Source organism: Cohnella algarum, assembly GCF_016937515.1.
Classification (GTDB): Bacteria; Bacillota; Bacilli; order Paenibacillales; family Paenibacillaceae; genus Cohnella; species Cohnella algarum.
Genome location: NZ_JAFHKM010000002.1, coordinates 5,200,430 through 5,215,181 on the forward strand (window position 1 = coordinate 5,200,430; position 14,752 = coordinate 5,215,181).

The window sequence follows — 14,752 nt, forward strand, 5'->3', positions numbered from 1 at the left end:
GCCGGTATTTTTCGCCCGTTCGATTACTTGGAGAAAATATCCGTCAGCACCGGAACGATTTGCGACTTGCGGGAAACGACGCCCTTCAGCAAAGCGCGGTTGTTTTCCAGCTTCACGTTGTACGCTTCCTCGACTTTGGAGGCGGACTTGCCCAGCGCGATGCCGACGGAATCGTTGTTCAGAATGTCGGTGACAACGAACAGGAACAGGTCGAGACCTTTTTCCGCGATGATCGCGTTCAGCGCGTCTTCCAGCTCCGCTTGGCGGGAAAGAACGTCGTTCGTGTCGACGGCGTTCACTTGCGCGATTTCGACTTTGGCGCTGCCCATGGAAAATTCCTTCGCGTCCAGCGAGATGAGCTGCGGAATCGTCTTGTCGCTCAGGTCGGCGCCGGCTTTCAGCATGTCCAGGCCGTATTGGTCGGCGTCCACGCCCGCAATGGCGGCAAGCTCGCGAGCCGCGGCGACGTCCTGCGGCGTGCAGGTCGGCGACTTGAACAGCAGCGTGTCCGAAATGATGGCGGACAGCATGAGGCCGGCGACATTGGCGTCGATGGCGACGTCGTTTTCTTTGTATAGTTTGTTCAAAATCGTAGCCGTGCATCCGACCGGCTCGGCGCGGTAGTAAAGCGGGCCGCTCGTTTCGAAGTTGGCGATGCGATGATGGTCGATGACTTCCGTTACGCGCACTTGATCGATGTCGGACGCGCTTTGCTGGCGTTCGTTATGGTCGACCAGAATGACTTCTTTCGTTTCGTTTGCGACCGTTTCCACTTGGCGCGGAGCGGCGGTATTGAATTTGTCGAGCGCGAATTGCGTTTCGGCGCCGACGGCACCCAAGCGAACCGCTTCAACGTCGAAACCCAGCTTCTTCTTCAGTTCGGCATACGCGATCGCAGAGCAGATCGTGTCGGTGTCCGGGTTTTTGTGCCCGAAAATTAGAACTTTCCCCATCTTCATACTCCTCTTTTCGAATGTTCGGCAAAAAAAGTATACCCCAGATCGCCCGTCGCAGGCAAGCGAATCAACCGTTTTCAACGGCAATACGTACAGGTTGTGCGAATAAACTTGTAACGGGGTGAATGCGATGGCGCTTATTGAATTGGACCGCGTCGGAAGGCGGTATCGCGTCGGCGGCGAAATCGTGAAAGCTCTCGACGGCGTCAGCCTGACGATCGAAAAAGGCGAATTCGTCGCCGTTACCGGACCTTCCGGCTCCGGCAAATCGACGCTGATGAACATTATCGGCTGTCTGGACGTTCCGGACGAAGGAACCTACCGTCTCGAAGGAAAAAACGTCTCCTCTCTCCCGTTCGACAAGCTGGCCGAAGTCCGCAACCGCAGCATCGGTTTCGTTTTTCAGCAGTTCAACTTGCTTCCCCGCCTGACGGCTTTCGCCAATGTGGAGCTTCCGCTTATTTACCGCGGCTTGGACAGCAAAACGAGAAAACAGGCGGTGCTCCGGGCCCTTGAAGCGGTGGGGCTGTCGGACCGCAAGCACCATCGTCCCGCGGAGCTGCCTTGCGGCCAGCAGCAGCGCATCGCGCTCGCGAGGGCGCTCGCCGGGAATCCGTCGCTGCTGCTCGCGGACGAACCGACCGGCTCTCTGGACGAAAAAGCGAAGCTGGACGTGCTTTTGCTGCTGTCGGCGCTGCACGAGCGGGGCCATACGATCGTGCTGATCACGCACGACCCGGACGTCGCCGCGTTCGCCCGGCGGGAAATCCCGATCGCGGACGGCAAAATCGCGTCCGATTCGGCCGAAGCGCTTCGCCCATAGGGGCAGAAAAGGTCAATCGGGAGAGGGACCGAGCGGAATTCGGTACGACGAATACTCCTCGATGATATGTTCCCCCTGCGCATACACCCACCGGAAACGAAACCGGTCCCCTTCGTATCCCGTTCGCTTGCGAATATCCGGGACGACAACCGTTTCCAGATGCTCCAGCAAATTGCGCTGCAAATCGGCGATTCGCCGTTCGTTTTCCTCGTTTCGCTTCTCGGCCTCGCGCTCGTTTTCCGAAGTTTGCAAATAGTACATGACGCCGACTTCCTTGTCCGTCAGCGTTTCCGGGAGCGGCGCCCCCGAACCCCGAAACACTTCCCGGACGGTGTCGAGCCAATCCTTGTATAAATCGATCGTGACGTTGACCATCTCTTCCTCCTTTTGGCGGTTTACGATTTTCGGGCGATCGCAAACTCGTCAAGCAGCTTTCCGTCCGCGTCGTATGCCCGGTAAACGAGGCGTTCGGCGTCGACCGTCACGCCCGCGAACATTGGCCGTCCGTTTTGAAAGTGAACCGCATGATAAAATTGATCCTCTTTTTTCTCGTTGAACTTTCCTCCGGAAGCGTTCGGCGTCACGTAAACCGTTCCCTCCCCTTCGGAAACGACTTCATTGCCCTTGAGCGGATACGAACGCGAATATTCGTGATTATGCCCTTGCAGCACCAAATCGACGCCGTGCTTGTCGAAAATCGGGACCCACTTCTTGACGATCGACTTGGTCTGGTTTCCTCCGTAAGCCGGACGGTGAATCGCGACGATCTTCCACGGCTTTTCGCTCGCGGCCAGATCCCGATCCAGCCATTCCGCCTGCTCGTCCTTGTTCGACTCCGAATTCAGCATCGCAAAATGAACGGGACCGTAGTCGAACGAGTAATTCGTGCCCGGAATCGAGTTCCCGGCTCCGTTGCGCGGCAAATGGAAATGAGCGAGAAAGCGGTCCGCCTTTCCGTCCGTTTCGTCATGATTGCCGGTAACCGGCATGAGCGGGATCGAGGCGAGCCACCGCTTCGCTTCGCCGAAAAACGCGTCCCATGCCGTTTCGTCCTCCGGATTTTCGGTCAAATCTCCGTTATGTACGATCAGCTTCGCATCGGGGAACGTCTCCATCGCCTTGTCGAGCGTCCGTCCCCACAGCTTGAAATCGGCCGGCGTCTCGCCTTGCGAATCCGCAACGTGGATAAACGTAAACGATTTCTCGTTGTCGGCTTCGGTTACAAACGCGGCCGGCTCGCTCCACCCGCCCTCTTCGCCGGTTCCCACGCGGTACATATAGACGGTACCGGGCTTCAGTCCCGCCGCCGCCGCTTTGTTCGAGGTTTGCGTTTGACCGTCCCCGACCTCCACTTGCTCGGTCGTACCGCGAAAAGTCAGCGCATTCGCTTCTTCGAACGCCGCGGTTTCCGTTCCTTCGACGATTTGAACGACGGAGGAGGCCGAAGGGTCGGCCGAAAACCAGGAAAACCCGCGGGTTGTCGCGGCATCGCCGACGATCGTCGTTCCGATCGATTTCGTGACGTTCGCGGCGTTCCGAGGCGGTCCCTGCTCTTGTTCCTGCCCGTGTCCCTGCCGCCATTGCAAACCGATCGCGGCGGCCAGAAGAAGCGAAGCCGCCCCCAGCACAATGGCTTGAAGCTTTCGCATCAGAACGACTCCAAAAACCGCTTGCAATCCTCCATCTGGTCCGGCGCCGCATGCTCCATGACGATATCGACGCCCGGCTTGGAAGCCTCAAGCAGTTCCATGTACAGCTTATAATTCATTTGGCCGTGCCCGGGGGAGCCTCGATCAGCTGTCCGTTCGGCTCCAAACGCCGATCTTTGGCATGACAGGCGATAATCCTGTCGCCGAGCAGCCGGAACGCTTCCGCGATCACCTCGTCCTGCCGGTCGAAATTGGCCGCATTCAGCAGGTTTCCGGGATCCAGCACGACGCCGATGTTGCGGGACGGCACTTCGCCCAGCATCCGGCTCAATTGGCCGGCCGTCGCGACAAGATGGCGGTTGGCCGCTTCCAGCCCGACATAGACGCCCCACCGTTCCGCTTCCTCGGCCAATTCGGCCAGCGTTTCCCGCATCGCGGTCCAATCCCGGTCCGCGTACTCTTCGCCCGGATTGACGCCGGTCTCGAAGGCGACCGTCGGACAGCCGAAATCCCTTGCGTGGCGAAGCAGCTCCTTGAACCGGGTTACATTCAGCCGGCGTTGTTCTTCGTCGAGCTCGAACATATGCAGGTAGCAGCCGAGAACGGAAATTCGGACGCCGTTGCGCTCGAACGCCTCGCCGATCGTCTGCGCGAGCCCGGGGCTTAAGCGGCCGGGACGGCTGAAATCGTAATCCTGAATTGCTTTCCATAAAGCAAGCTGAACGTGTTTGAACCCGTATTGGCCGACCTTGGCCGCAAGCTCCCGGTACGGAAGGCAGCCGAACAGATGCGCCAAAACGCCGATCGATCGATCCGTCATTTTTCGCTTCCTCCTGTTTTCGAATTTCGATTTTGGGGAATATATAGTCAGATGTATTGTCATTATACAAGAAGCACGGTCCCTCCCGCTTCCCGTTCGCCGGATTTTCCGGATTTTTAACCAATTCGGACGTTTTTTTGAACGAAGAGGTCCCGACAGGTTGACGACAATTCAGCATCGTGCTATATTTATATCAGGATTTAGATTAAGTTTAAATTTAAAAAAATGAGGAGGAATCGTTCATGTCGAACGTCGCATCCGTACTGAACCAACAAGTTGCCAATTGGACCGTTATGTATACGAAACTGCATCAATACCACTGGTTTGTCAAAGGCCCTCATTTCTTTACGCTGCACGAGAAATTCGAGGAGCTGTACAATGAAGCCTCCGCGCATCTGGACGAGCTTGCGGAACGCTTGCTTGCCATCGGCGAACGTCCGGTCTCGACGCTGTCGGAAAGCTTGAAGCTGGCATCGGTGAAAGAAGGCGCCGGGAAGGAAAGTCCCGAAGAAATGGTTGCCGCCATCGCAAGCGACTTCGCTTCGATCCGGGACGAACTTCAAAAAGGGATCGAAATCGCGGACAAAGCGAAGGACGAAGTGACGAGCGATATGCTGCTTGGCATTCAAACCGGATTGGAAAAGCATATCTGGATGCTGAACGCCTTCCTCGGCAAAGACGTCAAAACGCCGGTCCACGCCTGATCGCGATCCGGATTTACGCCGAAAAGCAAGCTTCCCGCCCGCTACTTGCGCGGTTGCGGGAGGCTTTTCTTCCTTATTTATATTTTTGCCAATCCATCTTGCTGTTGTTCAGCAAAAATTCGAAGTCGTTTTCAAGCCGCTTCAGTTCCGCGCGCCTTGCTTCTTCCTCGCGCTTCTTCTTTTCCTCGGCGGTCTTGCGTCCTTCTTCCTTCAACGCCTCGGCATGAGCCTTCAGCTTGCCCAGCGTTCCTTCGTCGAGCAGGTCGCGAAGCGTCGCCGGTTTGTCGGTTGCGGCGGGCTGCGCTTGCCGCTGCCGTTTTTTTGTTGCCATAATCGATGATCCTCCATTCCGGGCCGTAATGCCGATTACGTCTTCAGCCGCTGGCGCTTGCGGTAATGAACCGCGAAAAATACGGCCGTGAGCACGATGCAGAACGCCGTATAGGAGCCGATTAACGCCCACGTGCTGACGCCGGGCATCAAAATGGACGAGCTGATAATGCCGAACAGCCAAATATGGGACAAGTTCCCGACGATGGAAGAAATCCAGTAGGCGCCCGGCTTGACCGCCGAGATCGAGGCCAAAAACGTGATCAAATTGTTCGGCATGATCGGCAGCGTGCGCAAAAAGATAATCGCCCAAACGCCGTACTCTTCCACGTATTTCGTCCATTTTTCGTACTTTTTCAGCTTTTGCTCCATTTTGCGGTTAAACCACTCGCCCAAAATCGATTTGCAAAGATAATAGACCGCGACGGCCGAGACCGTGCCCGCCAGCCAGCTCATCAGCATGCCGTTGACCAGGCCCAGGCCCGAAATGTGAAGCATGATGATCGTCGTAAACGGAAAAAGCCCAAGCAGGCCTTGAATGGCGGCAAGCGGAATCGTCAGGACGAGCAAATAAAAACCTTCGAGCTGCGTCGCGTCAAGCAGTTGTTCGATCCAAGCGTTAATCGTTTCCCCCACTTCGTCCACTCCAGTTTCCGTCTGTCTTGGCGCTTGCTATCCTATTATATATCAATATACGGATTGCTGCTTACGATTTGACAGACTCGCTGACGAGTTCCGCATAGGCTTTCGCCCCGTCGGGCTTCAGGTGAACCCCGTCCGGATAAAAATAATCGTCCCGGTTCCGGCTCGCCGCGTTCCAATCGAGCAGGATGACGTTGTCGCGGCTTTCGGCCGCCTTTTCGAGCGTGGCGTTCACGTTGTCCTGCCATTTGCGCGGGACCCTCGTGTTGATCAGCAAAATTTGTTCCGCTTCGTCCAGCGAATCGAGCAGACGGTCAAGCTGTTTCTCGGAAAACAACCCGTTCGTGCCGAGCTCGATGACGACCCGGCTGCCGAGCGTTCCGGCTTCCTTCATCTCCTCGATCAATTCAGGGGCGTCGTAAAGCTGCCGTCCTTTCAAGCCGTCTACGCGGATGCCGGGCAGCATCTCCTCGAGGAAGGGCTGGACGGCAAGAATGACCGAATCGCCGATGACGGTGATGCCTTCTCCCGAGACGGCGTTATTTGGGCCGTCCGCCCCGGGGGACGCCGAAGGCGAAGGGGACGGCTCGCTTCCGGGTCCGGTCTGGCCGGACGGCTCGCCCGCCGGCGCCGTTCCGGCGGAAGGCGCCGCCAAGTTCGTTCCGCTCGGCCCCGCGGGCTTCGTCGATCCGCCCGATGCCGATCCGCCGGGAACGGAATGGGCGTATTCGGCTTTCTCCGGCGTCCCCTGCTGCCCGTTCGACCCGGCGATTCCCGTTTGCGGCGCAGCGACTTCGACCGCATTGCCGGATACGCTCGCGAACATGACGCCGAGCAGCAGCGCGGAGCCGAAGCCGACGGCAATCGGCTTGCGCCTCCGGGCCTTGGCGACTTCCGGCGTTCCGGAGACCGCAGCCGCTGCCCGGCGACGCCTCCATGCGCCGGAACGGATCGGTTCCTCGACGAAGCGCCAGGACAAAACGGCGAGCCCGAACGTCAGCGCGAGCTGCAGCGCCATCAAGCCGTAGTCCGTCCCCCCCGTATGGACGGAGGGAGACGTCAGCGCAAAAACCGGGTAATGCCACAAATAAATGCCGTACGAGCGCACGCCGATCCAGCGCAGCGGCCTCGCTCCGAGCAGGCGGCCAAGGCGTCCGTCCGGATGGGCGACGGCCGCAATGACGCCGACCGTGGCGGCGGCGAGCAGCAGAAATCCGCCGGGATACAGCGACGCGTCGTATTCCCCGACCCGCCAAATCATAACGAGCGCGACGGCAAGGCCGGCGATTCCCGCCGCATCGAGCCCGGCAACGCCGCGTCCGCGCACGATTTCGGGCAGCTTCGCGCTCGGCAGCAAGAGCGCCGCCGCCGCGCCGATCAGCATGCCGAAGGAGCGCGTATCCGTGCCGTAATAAACGCGGCTCGGATCGGCGCCCGGCACGTAGAGGAGCCCCATCGCCAGCGCCGACAGCAAAGCGCCCGCGAGGGCGACCGCGGCAACCGCTCCCCTGCGCTTGACGAATTTCAGGGCAAGCGCGACGACAAGCGGCCAAATGACGTAGAACTGCTCCTCCACCGCCAGCGACCATAAATGGCCGAACGGCGAAGGCGGACCGAAGCTTTCGAAGTAGGAAACATCGTGATAAACGAGCCACCAGTTGTTGACATATAAAAGCGCGGACGCCAGGTCGCCGGCGTGGAGCGATAAGCGATGGCCGTCCGTGAACAAGAGCCATAGAGACACGGCCGCAAGCATCGTCAGCATGGCCGGCAGCAGCCTGCGCGCGCGCCGGAGCCAAAAATCCGCGAGCCGGATTCGGCCGTGCGTTTGCCGATCGTTGATCAAAATATCGGTAATCAAATAACCGGAAAGAACAAAAAACATTTCGACGCCCAAAAAACCGCCCTGGGCTCCGGGCAAACCAAAGTGATAGGCGATGACGGCCAGGACGGCAACCGCCCTGAGTCCGTCCAGACCCGGTATGTACCGGTAATTGCGGTGTGAGGGTTTCGGCATACCCGCGTTCTCCTTGCTGCAGTAAATTCATGTGAGGCGACTTGCAAAATCCATTACCATTGTATTCGCGTTCTTCCGGTTTAAAGCCGCTTGCAAGCTGTCGCTCTTTCCTCCTTCCGGCGCCCGTTCGGCATTTTTTCGCTTCCTCGTATTAGACGACGCAGCCCCGCTTCCCGTTACATAAAAAACAAAGAAAAAAGTCGCTTTTTGCGACTTTTTCGCGGCATTATTCGGATCGCTTCCGTTCGTAAAAAACATGTCTCGCCCGCAGGCGGCCCCCTTCGATTTCCATCACTCCGAACGAGTAGGCCGGCTGCCTTCTTTTGTCCGTCGGCGACCCGGGATTGAACACGAGCAGACCGTTCTTCTCCTTCAAAACCGGGATGTGGGAGTGTCCGTAAACGACGGCTTGGACGTCCTCTCCTTTGAACGCGTTCAGGGCGTTCGTTTCGGTATCGGTTCTGGCCCCCGGCCCGTGGCCGTGCACGAGGCCGAGCGCGACCGGACCGAAGCGGACGATTTTCCGGTATCCGAGCCGCTTGACGATGTCCGGCCCGTCGTTGTTCCCCGCTACGCCGTAAACGGGCGCAAACGCCCCCAGCTCCCCGATCAGCTTCGGATCCGTCCAATCCCCGGCGTGCAGAATGGCATCCGCCCGCTTCAGCTCCCGTTCCAGCGGCTCCGGCAGCTTTTTGGCCATTCGGGGCATATGGGTGTCCGCGACGATGACGATTTTCAGCTTAATCTCCTCCCTTCGGCGACTCGAAAGGCAAGTTCGTCGGCTCCTTCCATTAGTATATGTAAACAGAAAGAAGCGAGCAAAATTAGGCAAAAATACAAAACGACGATAACAATCGTAAAAATCGTTGAATGCGTAAGGTATCCCGTGTATATTAATTCGAGTAGTAATCGTAATCGATTTATTTCTTTCGTTTTGCAATCGAAAACCGAACGGAGATGACGATATGGCTCAACAGGAAAAAAACGGCCCGCCCCAGCCAGCCGAAATCGACGGCACCGACCGGCAAATCATCGCCGCTTTGCATAAAAACGGCAGAATCTCCTACACCGATTTGGCCAAAGAAATCGGCCTATCCCGCGTCGCGGTTCAGACGAGAATCAACGCGCTGCTCGAAAGCGGCGTCATCGAACGGTTTACCGCGGTCATCAATCCGGCCAAAATCGGCATCCGGGTGTCCGCTTTTTTTAACGTCGAGGTCGAACCGAAATATTTGCACGAGGTCGCGGACGAATTGGCGGACGATCCGGCCGTTACGAGTCTATACCACATGACGGGCCCGAGCAAGCTCCACATGCACGGACTGTTTGCCGACAACGCGGAGATGGAATCGTTTTTGAAGGATAAGCTGTACAAAATGCCCGGCATCACGAGCGTCGATTGCCAGGTGCTGATCACGCGTTACAAGAGCAGAATGGGAATGAGGCTGTAGCATGGAAAAGCAAACGAACGAAAAGCCCGGCTCTTACGGGCAGCTCGCGTGGGCGATGGCGAAAACCGGGGTGCTGGGCTACGGGGGCGGCCCGTCCGTCATCCCGCTTATCCGGTACGAAGCCGTCACTCACTATAAATGGATGGACGACGACGAATTCGGCGAAGTGCTGGCCATCGCCAACGCCTTGCCCGGGCCGATCGCCACGAAAATGGGCGCATATTTGGGCTACCGCATCCGGGGAACGCTCGGCGCGATCGTCGGCGTCCTGGCCCATATTTTGCCTTCGTGCATCGCGATGGTCGCCTTGCTGTCCGCCGTCCAGGTGCTGAGCGAATCCCCGATCGTCCAGGGAATGATCGGCGCGGTGACGCCCGTCATCGCCGTCATGCTCGGGGAGATGGCCTACCAGTTCGGCGAAAAAGCCGTGAAGGGGTTGGGCATCCCGCTCGGCATCGGGTTTTTCGTCCTGGCGTTCGTTCTCCTGCAAGGGGTCGACCTGCATCCGGCGATCGTCATCGCGCTGTTTCTCGCTTACGGGACCGTCCACTTCCGGTTAAGAGCATGGTTCAAAAAGAAACGAAAACCCGCATCCGAACGCGAAACCGACGCCGGATCTTAAATCGAAGGAGCGCTTGGCATGGATCTCATCAACCTCATCGTCGGATTTTTTATCGCGAACGTGCTCGGATACGGCGGCGGACCGGCTTCCATCCCGCTCATGTATCAGGAGATCGTCAATCATTACCGCTGGTCCACCGATCATGAATTTTCCAACATTTTGGCGCTGGGCAACGCCCTGCCCGGGCCGATCGCAACGAAAATCGCCGCCTTCGTCGGATTTGACGTATCCGGCGTCGCCGGCGCGTTCGCCGCCTTGGCCGCGACGGTCGTCCCGTCGGCCGCGGCGTTGATCGTGCTGCTCAAGGTCATTCAAAGGTACCGCCAATCGAACGTCGTCAAAGGGTTGACGCTGCTCGTCCAACCGGTCATCGCGATCATGATGCTGCTGCTCACGTACGAAATGGGCGAAAGCTCCATCCAGAATATCGGCGTTTGGCAATCGCTCGGCATCGCGGCCGTCGCCTTCTGGGCGATGATCGTCAAAAAAATCCACCCGGCCGTCGTCATCGTCGCGGCATTCGCGTACGGCGGCATCGTGCTCCCGCTCGTTTGACGCGCCGTGCCGATTTTCCGTTAGAAACCGAATGGCCGTCCCTCGTCATGGAAGATGACGGGGGACGGCCGTTTCGTTTGTCCTTCGCTTCATGAAAAACGCAGTTCGTAGGTTCGGCCGGCTTCCGTCGGGAACTCGGTTATGCCGGAGGACCGGCTTGTCTTGACCGTTTCGCCGCCGCAGCTGACCGCGAACGGGCGCGCTTCGGCGATCCGGCAGGGCGCGCCGGCAAGGGAAGCGATGCGGGCGGTCGCCACGCGTCCGTTTTTCCAGGCGAAGCCGACTTCGAAGCCTCCTCGCGCCCGCATCCCTTCGACGCTCCCGTCGGCCCAAGCCTTCGGAAGCGCGGGCAACAGCCGGACGATGCCGCCGTGCGATTGCAGCAGCATCTCGGCGATGCCGGCGGTCGCGCCGAAGTTGCCGTCGATTTGAAACGGCGGATGGGCGTCGAGCAGGTTCGGGTACACGCCGCCGCCGACGAAGCGAATGCCGTCCCTCTCCTCCGCCGGACGAAGCAGGTTCGCGATCAGCGCGAGCGCGCGCTCGCCGTCGCCGAATCTTGCCCACAGCGCGATTTTCCATGCCAGACTCCAGCCCGTTCCGTCGTCCCCTCGGCGCTCCAGCGCCGTCTTCGCCGCCGCGAACAGCGACGGATCGGATTCTTCGGTCATGCCGTCGCCCGGATAAACGCCGTACAAATGCGACACGTGACGATGATGCTCGTCTTCGTCGCCGTAATCGCGCAGCCATTCCTGAAGCTGCCCGCGGCGTCCGATTCGCGGAGGCGGAAGCTTGCCGATCGTCTCCTTCCACTGCCGGCGAAGCTCCTCGTCCGTGTCGAGAATTTCGGACGCCGCGATACAATGGGCCAGCAGTTCGGAGATGAGCAGCATATCCATGGTCGCGGCTTCGCCGAGCGCCCGTACGCTGCCGTCCTCGGTCACGTAGCGATGCTCCGGAGACGTCGAAGGCGACGTCACAAGGAAGCCCCGTCCGTCCTCGACTAGCCAGTCCAGGCAAAACAGCGACGCTTCCTTCAGGATCGGATAAGCGAAGTCGCGCAAATACGCGCGATCCGGCCGAAACTCGTAATGCTCCCACAAATGCCGGCACAGCCACACGCCGCCCATCGGCCAATTCGCCCATAGCGGATTGCCGTGCCCGTAATCGCCGGGAGGGGCGGATTGGCGCCACAAATCGGAGTTGTGGTGGGCGACCCAGCCCCGGCAGCCGTAATTGACGGAGGCGGTCCGCGCTCCGTTTGCCGCGAGTTCCCCGATAAAACGCAGCAGCGGCTCGTGGCACTCGGGAAGCGCGCACGTCTCCGCGGGCCAATAATTCATTTGCGCGTTGATGTTCAGCGTGTAATTGCAGCTCCATACCGGGCGGACCTCATGGCTCCATATCCCCTGCAAATTCATCGGCTGCGTTCCGGGTCTGGAGCCGGCGATCATCAGGTAGCGCCCGTATTGGAACAGCAGCTCGACCAGCCCGGGGTCGGCCGCCCCGCGCTCCGCGATGAGCCGGTCGGTCGTCAGGCCGCGGGCCGGCTCCTCCCGCGGCTGCGGCTTGACGGCCGGCGGCGGAATTTCGCCCGGTTCCGCTTCGGATAGCGGCGGCATGGACGCCCCGTCCGCCGGCAAGCCGCCGACCGCTTCCGATGCCGGGGCCAGCTTCAGCGACACCCGGCCGAACAGCTCGGCATGATCGGCCTCATGCGCCGCGCGAAGCTGCTCGAACGACTTGTCCGCCGCGCGCGCCAAGTCGAAAGCGACGGCGGCTCCCGGGTCGCGGCCCTCCGTGCCGGGACAGCGGTCGCAGCCGTCGAAGCTGGTCGCCGCGGCCAGCAGCAGGACGGCTTCCGTCGCGCGCTCGACATGCGCGCCGTTCGCATCGACGCGGACCGCCGCCTCGGGTCCCGTCGCGCGAATCCGCAGCCGGCATTCGAAGCGCATCGCCTTCGTCGTTTCCGGATAGCCGTAGCGCACCGGGTCGTCCGTCGGATAGTAGCTCGGATCGACGTTTTCCGGGCAATAGCCGCGCAGCGCGAGGTCGTTCCCTTCGGCGCTGGCTTCCGCCCGGAGCAGGCTGTCGAGCGACGCCTTGAACGAGACGGCTCCGTCCCGGCTGGCGCGGATTCGCATGACCAGCAGCCCGTCGGGATGGGAAACGAACGTCTCGCGTTCGTATTCCGTCTTGCCGATCCGATACCTAACGGATGCGATTCCTTGGGCGATATCCAGCTCGCGCGCGTAGCTTTCTGTTTGATGCCCGTGCCGAAACGTCAGGCGAAGCTCGCCGAGCGGCATGTACGTTTGCGTATACGGTCCCATCGTCGCCTCTTTGCTTAACCGTTCCGCTTCTTCTCCTTTGCCCGCCGCGATGAGCCTCCTCATTTCGGGCCACGCTTCCTTCGCCTTCGGGTTGTTCCAGTCCCGCGGATACCCCGACCAGAGCGTATCCTCATTCAGCGTCAGCGTCTCCCGCTCCACGCCGCCGAACACCATCGCCCCGATTCGCCCGTTGCCGACGGGCAGCGCTTCGTTCCATACGGCCGCCGCTTTGTCGTAACGCAGCTTCATCGGACGGCGAGCCCCGATTCCCGCAAAATTTCGTCGATCGTCACGTAGCGCCCGTCCTCCGCCATGCTGCGCTCCATCGCCAGCATCAGCGCAAGCGTGCGAACCGCTTCGGCCGCGTCCGGCAGCGCGGGTTTCCCTTCGTCCAGGCAGTCCGCGAAATACTCGATATAATTTTGATACTCCCCCGCATGGTGGCTTTTGCCTTCGAAACGGAAATAGTAATCGTGCTTTTCCTCGATCGAAACCGTCCGCGTGCCTTCCCCGGCAAAATGCGTATGGTAGCTCAAATTGGAATACTCCGCCCGGGTTACGCCCTTCGTGCCGCGGATGACGCAGCCGATCGAGGGCTCGACATGCTGCCCCAGCGTCGGCATCGTGTAGTTCCCCGAAACCTGGGCAATGCGGCCCTGCTCGTCGCGCAGCAGAAACCGCAGCGAATCCCACGCTTCGATGCCGTAAGATCTGCTGTTTTCGCTAACGCGCCCGAAGCCCATCGCGCCGGTCACGCCCGGCAAATACCACCGCACGAGATCGACCGCGTGAATCATGAAATTGTACATCCAGCTGAACCCTTTTTTCCGGCTCCAGGCTTTGTCGAGAAACCAGCGCGCGTCGGTGATGTAATGGGCTTCCACCGTTTCGACGTCCCCGTGCCGCCCCGTCTCGAAATCTTTGCGCTGCAGGATCATCGGCTCGAAAAAGCGCGAGCTCTGCCCGACGAACACCTGCTTCCCGCTGCGCCGCCGCAGCTCGAGAAGCTCGGCCGCCCCTTCCAGCGACGGCAGCAGCGGCTTCGTGCACACGACGTGCTTGCCCGCTTCCAGCGCCTGGCATGCATGCGTAAAATGCAGCTGGTCCGGCGTATAGATGGCGATCGCATCGATGGCGGGATCGGCCAGCAATTCTTGGTAGCTCGTCGTCCACGCGGAGAAACCGAACTCCTTCTCGCGCGTCCGGCACAGCTCCTCGTTCAAGTCGCACGCCTTCTTGAGCGTCCAGCGATCGCTCTGCAGCGCCGCCGACATAATGCTGCGCCCCTCCCCGAGCCCGATGACGCCGAGATTGTATACTTTGGCGGATGTCATGCTTGTATCGCCCTCCTCTTTTGCTTATATCCAGTTTAACGGATCGCGTCCCCGCAAACTTCTCCGAACGGCCGAAAAAAGTTGCACTTTTGTCCGCTCGCATACTCCCGGCTCTCAGCGCGAGCCGAGACGACAACCGAGATGACAGCGGTTCGGGCAATCGCCGCGCAAGTAAAGCGCCTTACGTCGTCCTCGAAAAGACGGACTTCCTTGGGCGGGGTTGGGCGGGGTTGAGCGGGATTGAGCGGGGTTGAGCGGGGTTGAGCGGGATTGAGCGGGATTGAGCGGGATTGAGCGGGATTGAGCGGGATGACGCAGCGCTCGGCGATGCTTGGTTGGATTTTGTCCAATCAAAACCGGTTTTTTCACGGAACACGTCATCTTCGTTGGATTTTGTCCAATCTGGCGCGTTTTTTTCCGCGTTTTCACCCAAATTCCATGTTCCTCATTGGATAAATTCCACTCTAGACCACGGTTTCCCTGTTTTCCGCTCCCTTGATTGGACGAAATCCAACG

15 protein-coding genes are annotated in these 14,752 nt (G+C 59.6%); 5 read left to right on the plus strand and 10 right to left on the minus strand.

Annotated features, from left to right (window positions below; all coding sequences use genetic code 11):
• Positions 1-23: 23 nt before the first annotated feature.
• Complete coding sequence (locus JW799_RS23485; RefSeq protein ID WP_080839051.1) at positions 24-953, minus strand: manganese-dependent inorganic pyrophosphatase; 930 nt, start codon at positions 951-953, stop codon at positions 24-26.
• A gap of 133 nt (positions 954-1,086) precedes the next feature.
• Between JW799_RS23485 and JW799_RS23490 the strand changes: the two genes are divergently transcribed.
• On the plus strand, positions 1,087-1,779 hold the full coding sequence (locus tag JW799_RS23490) for an ABC transporter ATP-binding protein (RefSeq protein WP_205431956.1): 693 nt from the start codon (positions 1,087-1,089) through the stop codon (positions 1,777-1,779).
• A gap of 12 nt (positions 1,780-1,791) precedes the next feature.
• Here JW799_RS23490 and JW799_RS23495 read toward each other — a convergent pair whose 3' ends face one another.
• The 3 genes from JW799_RS23495 to JW799_RS23505 all read right to left on the minus strand — a co-directional run bounded on the left by JW799_RS23495 (position 1,792) and on the right by JW799_RS23505 (position 4,248).
• The gene (locus tag JW799_RS23495) at positions 1,792-2,154 is read right to left on the minus strand and encodes a hypothetical protein (protein ID WP_080839047.1); all 363 of its coding nucleotides are present in this window, start codon (positions 2,152-2,154) and stop codon (positions 1,792-1,794) included.
• 20 nt (positions 2,155-2,174) lie between these two features.
• Positions 2,175-3,428 (minus strand): purple acid phosphatase family protein, encoded by a 1,254-nt coding sequence (locus tag JW799_RS23500; protein ID WP_205431958.1) that lies wholly within the window; start codon positions 3,426-3,428, stop codon positions 2,175-2,177.
• Positions 3,429-3,543: 115 nt separating this feature from the next.
• The gene (locus JW799_RS23505; protein ID WP_240353392.1) at positions 3,544-4,248 is read right to left on the minus strand and encodes a sugar phosphate isomerase/epimerase family protein; all 705 of its coding nucleotides are present in this window, start codon (positions 4,246-4,248) and stop codon (positions 3,544-3,546) included.
• 242 nt (positions 4,249-4,490) lie between these two features.
• On the opposite strand from JW799_RS23505, the gene JW799_RS23510 reads away from it, so the two are divergent.
• On the plus strand, positions 4,491-4,952 hold the full coding sequence (locus tag JW799_RS23510) for a Dps family protein (protein WP_080839041.1): 462 nt from the start codon (positions 4,491-4,493) through the stop codon (positions 4,950-4,952).
• A 73-nt stretch (positions 4,953-5,025) separates the two neighbouring features.
• Here the strand turns inward: JW799_RS23510 and JW799_RS23515 are convergent, their stop codons facing one another.
• The 4 genes from JW799_RS23515 to JW799_RS23530 form a co-directional block, all read right to left on the minus strand.
• Positions 5,026-5,283 carry a YqkE family protein gene (locus tag JW799_RS23515; protein ID WP_080839038.1) on the minus strand — a complete coding sequence of 86 codons (258 nt, stop codon included), beginning with the start codon at positions 5,281-5,283 and terminating at the stop codon, positions 5,026-5,028.
• Between the two features lie 35 nt (positions 5,284-5,318).
• Positions 5,319-5,918, minus strand: a complete 600-nt coding sequence (locus JW799_RS23520; protein ID WP_080839036.1) for a TVP38/TMEM64 family protein — start codon at positions 5,916-5,918, stop codon at positions 5,319-5,321.
• Between the two features lie 70 nt (positions 5,919-5,988).
• Positions 5,989-7,941 (minus strand): acyltransferase family protein, encoded by a 1,953-nt coding sequence (locus tag JW799_RS23525; RefSeq protein WP_205431959.1) that lies wholly within the window; start codon positions 7,939-7,941, stop codon positions 5,989-5,991.
• A gap of 226 nt (positions 7,942-8,167) precedes the next feature.
• Positions 8,168-8,680: a metallophosphoesterase family protein gene (locus JW799_RS23530; protein WP_205433081.1), complete on the minus strand. Its 513-nt coding sequence runs from the start codon at positions 8,678-8,680 to the stop codon at positions 8,168-8,170.
• Positions 8,681-8,906: 226 nt separating this feature from the next.
• Between JW799_RS23530 and JW799_RS23535 the strand changes: the two genes are divergently transcribed.
• Genes JW799_RS23535 through JW799_RS23545 form a run of 3 tightly spaced genes read left to right on the plus strand, consistent with a single transcriptional unit; the run spans position 8,907 to position 10,569 of the window.
• On the plus strand, positions 8,907-9,392 hold the full coding sequence (locus JW799_RS23535; RefSeq protein WP_205431961.1) for a chromate efflux transcriptional regulator ChrS: 486 nt from the start codon (positions 8,907-8,909) through the stop codon (positions 9,390-9,392).
• Between the two features lies 1 nt (position 9,393).
• Positions 9,394-10,014 carry a chromate efflux transporter ChrB gene (locus tag JW799_RS23540; RefSeq protein ID WP_080839032.1) on the plus strand — a complete coding sequence of 207 codons (621 nt, stop codon included), beginning with the start codon at positions 9,394-9,396 and terminating at the stop codon, positions 10,012-10,014.
• A gap of 18 nt (positions 10,015-10,032) precedes the next feature.
• Positions 10,033-10,569 (plus strand): chromate efflux transporter ChrA, encoded by a 537-nt coding sequence (locus JW799_RS23545; protein ID WP_080839031.1) that lies wholly within the window; start codon positions 10,033-10,035, stop codon positions 10,567-10,569.
• An 89-nt stretch (positions 10,570-10,658) separates the two neighbouring features.
• Here JW799_RS23545 and JW799_RS23550 read toward each other — a convergent pair whose 3' ends face one another.
• Both JW799_RS23550 and JW799_RS23555 read right to left on the minus strand, forming a co-directional pair.
• Positions 10,659-13,151, minus strand: coding sequence for a glycoside hydrolase family 95 protein (locus JW799_RS23550; protein ID WP_205431963.1), 2,493 nt, complete (start codon positions 13,149-13,151; stop codon positions 10,659-10,661).
• A complete protein-coding gene (locus tag JW799_RS23555) occupies positions 13,148-14,236 on the minus strand; it encodes a Gfo/Idh/MocA family protein (protein WP_080839027.1) in 1,089 nt (362 codons plus the stop codon). The genes JW799_RS23550 and JW799_RS23555 overlap by 4 nt, the downstream gene beginning before the upstream one ends.
• Between the last annotated feature and the right edge of the window lie 516 nt (positions 14,237-14,752).

Coding starts and splice junctions, on each gene's coding strand:
- JW799_RS23525 (WP_205431959.1), bottom strand. CDS start 7,941: ATGCCGAAACCCTCACACCGCAATTACCGGTACATACCGGGTCTGGAC.
- JW799_RS23510 (WP_080839041.1), top strand. CDS start 4,491: ATGTCGAACGTCGCATCCGTACTGAACCAACAAGTTGCCAATTGGACC.
- JW799_RS23535 (WP_205431961.1), top strand. CDS start 8,907: ATGGCTCAACAGGAAAAAAACGGCCCGCCCCAGCCAGCCGAAATCGAC.
- JW799_RS23505 (WP_240353392.1), bottom strand. CDS start 4,248: ATGACGGATCGATCGATCGGCGTTTTGGCGCATCTGTTCGGCTGCCTT.
- JW799_RS23515 (WP_080839038.1), bottom strand. CDS start 5,283: ATGGCAACAAAAAAACGGCAGCGGCAAGCGCAGCCCGCCGCAACCGAC.
- JW799_RS23495 (WP_080839047.1), bottom strand. CDS start 2,154: ATGGTCAACGTCACGATCGATTTATACAAGGATTGGCTCGACACCGTC.
- JW799_RS23490 (WP_205431956.1), top strand. CDS start 1,087: ATGGCGCTTATTGAATTGGACCGCGTCGGAAGGCGGTATCGCGTCGGC.
- JW799_RS23555 (WP_080839027.1), bottom strand. CDS start 14,236: ATGACATCCGCCAAAGTATACAATCTCGGCGTCATCGGGCTCGGGGAG.
- JW799_RS23540 (WP_080839032.1), top strand. CDS start 9,394: ATGGAAAAGCAAACGAACGAAAAGCCCGGCTCTTACGGGCAGCTCGCG.
- JW799_RS23485 (WP_080839051.1), bottom strand. CDS start 953: ATGGGGAAAGTTCTAATTTTCGGGCACAAAAACCCGGACACCGACACG.
- JW799_RS23545 (WP_080839031.1), top strand. CDS start 10,033: ATGGATCTCATCAACCTCATCGTCGGATTTTTTATCGCGAACGTGCTC.
- JW799_RS23500 (WP_205431958.1), bottom strand. CDS start 3,428: ATGCGAAAGCTTCAAGCCATTGTGCTGGGGGCGGCTTCGCTTCTTCTG.
- JW799_RS23550 (WP_205431963.1), bottom strand. CDS start 13,151: ATGAAGCTGCGTTACGACAAAGCGGCGGCCGTATGGAACGAAGCGCTG.